Raw genomic sequence first — 4,206 nt, 5'->3', positions numbered from 1 at the left:
TGAGTGGAGCCTCGGCGAGCTGGCCGCCGCGTACGCCTATCCCGGGCCGGCGTGCGAGGGGCGGGAGCCGTGGCTGCGGGGGAACATGGTCTCCACGCTCGACGGGGCCGCCCAGCACGACGGGCGGTCGCAGCCCATCTCCTGCGCGGCCGACATGCGGATCTTCGGCACGCTGCGGGCGCTCGCGGACGTCGTCGTCGTGGGCGCCCAGACGGTGCGGCAGGAGGGGTACCGCCCGGCACGCGCGCGTGCGGAGTTCGCGGCGGCGCGGGAAGCGGCGGGACAGGGGCCGGCGCCCGCGATCGCGGTGGTGAGCGCGAGCCTCGACCTGGACTTCTCCCTGCCCCTGTTCACCGCCCCGCTCGTGCCCACGCTGGTCCTCACCGGCGCGGACGCCCCGCGGGACCGGGTCGCCGCCGCCGAGAAGGCGGGCGCGCGGGTGGTCGTCGCCGGGGAGGGCTCGGGTGTGGATCCCGCGCGGGCGGTGCGGGAGCTGGCGGACCTCGGGCACACCCGGCTGCTGACCGAGGGCGGGCCGCGGCTGCTGGGGCAGTTCGTGGCGGCCGGGGCGCTGGACGAGCTGTGTCTGACCGTGTCCCCCATGCTCACCGCGGGCGACGCCCAGCGCATCGCCGGCGGCCCCTCGGTGGAGGTGCCGCAGCGCTTCGCCCTGACGTCGATCCTGGAGGAGGACGGCTTCCTCTTCACCCGCTACACACGCCGCTGACGTTCGTCACGCCGTACACGCGCCCCGTACCTCCCCGAAGCGCCCGGAAACGGGTTCGATGGGTACCGCTGGTCCGGTAATCAGCGGAATCTTCCGTTCCGCTTAGTGCCGCGACGGGCACACTGAATCCGGCCGTACCCGTGCGCATGCGGGGAAGGATGGTTTCCGCAGGGCCGTCCTCGGCCCTCGAAGGAGAAGGGGCGCCCTGGTGTTCACAAGCGTACTGATGATCGAGAAGGCCCTGACGTCCGCCGACGTGGAGTTCGTCACCACCTTGCACGGCGACGAGCCGGTCTCCTTCCACGTGCTGCTCCAGCCGCGCGGCGAGCAGGCGGACCGGCTGCTGCGGGCCATCGACGACGTGGCCCTCGGCGAGCTCGACGAGGCCGTCCGGGAGGGCGAGACCCCCGAGGGCGAGGAGGCCAAGAGCATGGGCCAGCGGGCCCTGGAGGTGTCCCTGCAGGCCCTGCGCGCGAGCGGGGACGCCGCCGAGGGACGCCTCATCGAGGACCACCCCCTGGACGCGCTGAAGACCCTCGTCGAGGAGGTCGACGCCGACGAGGTGATCGTCCTGACCGACCCGCACTACGTGGAGGAGTTCTTCCACCGGGACTGGGCCTCCCGCGCCCGGCACAAGGTGGGGGTACCGGTGCTGAAACTGTTCTCCCACAGCAAGGCATAGGCTGGGGCCGCGCTCTTTCCCGAGGGCGCGCACACCGCCGTCCCGCTCGTCGCACCACTGGGAGAACACGCATGGCACCCGGCCTTCCCACCGCCCTGGACCGACCGCACTTCATCGGCATCGGCGGCGCCGGAATGTCGGGCATCGCCAAGATCCTCACCCAGCGCGGCGCCAAGGTGGCCGGCAGCGACGCCAAGGACTCCGCCACCGCCGAGGCGCTGCGCGCGCTGGGCGCCACCGTCCACATCGGGCACGCCGCCGAGCACCTCGCCGACGACGCCAGCTGCGTGGTGGTGTCGTCGGCGATCCGCGAGGACAACCCCGAGCTGGTGCGCGCCGCCGAGCGGGGCATCCCGGTGGTGCACCGCTCCGACGCCCTCGCCGCCCTGATGGAGGGCCTGCGCCCGATCGCCGTGGCCGGCACCCACGGCAAGACCACCACCACCTCCATGCTGGCGGTCTCCCTCTCCGCGCTCGGCCTGAGCCCCTCCTACGCGATCGGCGGCGACCTCGACGCCCCCGGCTCCAACGCGCTGCACGGCGAGGGTGACATCTTCGTCGCCGAGGCGGACGAGTCGGACCGCAGCTTCCACAAGTACGCGCCCGAGGTCGCGATCATTCTCAACGTGGAGCTGGACCACCACGCCAACTACGCCTCCATGGAGGAGATCCACCAGTCCTTCGAGACGTTCGTCGGCCGGATCGTGCCCGGCGGCACGCTGGTGATCTCCGCCGACCACGAGGGCGCGCGGGAGCTGACCGGGCGGCTGGACGGCTCGGTCAGGACCGTGACGTACGGCGAGTCGGCCGACGCCGATGTGCGGGTGCTGTCGGTCGTCCCGCAGGGGCTCAAGAGCGAGGTCACCGTCGAGCTGGACGGCGCGCCGCTCACCTTCACGGTGTCCGTGCCCGGCCGCCACTACGCCCACAACGCCGTCGCCGCGCTCGCCGCGGGCGTGGCGCTCGGCATCCCCGCCGCCGAGCTGGCGCCCGCGCTCGCCGCCTACACCGGCGTGAAGCGCCGCCTGCAGCTCAAGGGCGAGGCGGGCGGTGTGCAGGTCATCGACTCCTACGCCCACCACCCGACCGAGATGACCGCCGACCTGGAGGCCATGCGCGCCGCCGCCGGTGACTCCCGCATCCTCGTCGTCTTCCAGCCGCACCTGTTCTCCCGCACGCGGGAGCTGGGCACGGAGATGGGGCAGTCCCTGGCGCTGGCCGACGCCTCGGTGGTGCTCGACATCTACCCGGCGCGCGAGGACCCGATCCCCGGCGTCACCAGCGAGCTGATCATCGACGCGGCGCGGGCCGCGGGCGCGGACGTGACGGCCGTGCACGACAAGGCCGAGGTGCCGGAGGCGGTCGCGGGAATGGCGAAGCCCGGTGATCTCGTTCTCACCATGGGCGCGGGCGATGTCACCGACCTCGGCCCGCGGATCCTGGACCGTCTGTCGAAGTAAGGGGCGTTGAGGCTCATGCCGTACGACGCGGAGAAGCCGGACGAGCAGTGGCGCGCGGAGCTGTCGCCCGCCGAGTACGCCGTGCTGCGCCAGGCGGCCACGGAGCCCGCCTTCACCGGTGAGTACACCGACACCAAGACCGAGGGCGTGTACTCCTGCCGCGCCTGCGGTGCGGAGCTGTTCACCTCGGACACGAAGTTCGCGTCGCACTGCGGGTGGCCGTCCTTCTACGACCCGAAGGACACCGACGCGGTGGAGCTGGTGGAGGACCGCTCCCACGGCATGGTGCGCACGGAGGTGCGGTGTGCTCGCTGCGGGTCTCACCTCGGGCATGTGTTCGAGGGAGAGGGGTATCCGACGCCTACCGATCAGAGGTACTGCATCAACAGCATCTCGCTGAGGTTGCAGCCGGCCGAGGGCTGATCACAAGCGCTGCGGGGTTTCCGGCGGGACACTGGCTCTGTGCGGTGTGTTCAGGCGCGGGTGCTGGGGCCGTTCCGGATCGGGATGGCCGGGGCGGGGGGTCCGACTGGCGACTGGACTCCGCTCGGGGTGAGTCGCTGCTCGGGTATCTCGTGATGCGCCGCGGCGAGGAGCACCCCCGGCGGCGGCTTGCCGGGGTGTTGTGGCCCGAGTCGGGGGAGGCGCAGGCTCGTACCAATCTGCGGCATCTGCTGCACACCCTGCGCTGCGCCGTGCCCGGCATCGAGCAGGTCCTCGAGATCACCCCGCGGACGGTCGCCTGGCGGGACGACGCTGCCTGCGACCTGGACGTCGCCGTCTTCGAGGACGCCCTGCGCCGGGCCAGGTCCCTGACCGCGCCCGAGCCGCGCGCGGCGGCCCTCGCCGAGGCCGTCGCCGCGTACACCGGCGACCTGATGGCGGACTGCGACGACGAGTGGCCCGTACCCGAACGGCAGCGGCTGCGCGGCGAGTTCGCCGACGCGCTGGAGGAACTCGGCGTACTCTCCCACCGGTGCGGTGACCACCGAACCGCCGCCGGATATCTGGAACGCGTCCTCCACGAAGACCCCGTGCGCGAGTCCGGCTACCGGGAGCTGATGCGCGTCCACGCCGATCTGGGCGACCGGGCGCGTGCCGTACGCACGTACCACGCGTGCGTGGCCGCGCTGGAACGCGAGCTGGGTGTCGCCCCGTCGCCGCCCACCCGTGCCGTCTACGCCGCGCTGCTGTCCACCTCCACCTCCGCACCCCGGGCCGCCGAACCGGCGCCGCAGCCCGCCGGGACCCCGCTCGTGGGCCGGAGCGAGCAGCGCAGGCGGCTGGCCGAGGCGTGGCGGGCCGTGCAGCACGGGCCACCGGGGCTCGTCGTCCTC

General features: G+C 72.9%; 5 protein-coding genes. All 5 read left to right on the top strand.

Translation table 11 applies throughout. The features are described 5' to 3' along the window. On the top strand, positions 1-727 hold a 727-nt coding region (locus N4P33_RS33320; RefSeq protein WP_260830667.1), incomplete at its 5' end, for a pyrimidine reductase family protein. A gap of 208 nt (positions 728-935) precedes the next feature. Continuing rightward, entirely contained in the window at positions 936-1,409 is a 474-nt protein-coding gene (locus N4P33_RS33315) for an indole-3-glycerol phosphate synthase (RefSeq protein ID WP_260830666.1), read from the top strand. 71 nt (positions 1,410-1,480) lie between these two features. Then, positions 1,481-2,869 carry a UDP-N-acetylmuramate--L-alanine ligase gene (gene murC / locus N4P33_RS33310; RefSeq protein ID WP_260830665.1) on the top strand — a complete coding sequence of 463 codons (1,389 nt, stop codon included), beginning with the start codon at positions 1,481-1,483 and terminating at the stop codon, positions 2,867-2,869. 15 nt (positions 2,870-2,884) lie between these two features. Further along, complete coding sequence (msrB, locus tag N4P33_RS33305) at positions 2,885-3,292, top strand: peptide-methionine (R)-S-oxide reductase MsrB (RefSeq protein WP_260830664.1); 408 nt, start codon at positions 2,885-2,887, stop codon at positions 3,290-3,292. 155 nt (positions 3,293-3,447) lie between these two features. After that, positions 3,448-4,206, top strand: a 759-nt coding sequence (locus N4P33_RS33300) for a bacterial transcriptional activator domain-containing protein (protein ID WP_260830663.1), incomplete at its 3' end; no start/stop codon positions are given.

This window comes from Streptomyces sp. 15-116A (assembly GCF_025290915.1).
Lineage (GTDB): Bacteria > Actinomycetota > Actinomycetes > Streptomycetales > Streptomycetaceae > Streptomyces.
Note: the sequence above shows the minus strand (reverse complement) of the source record. Positions and strands in the feature narration are given on the sequence as shown.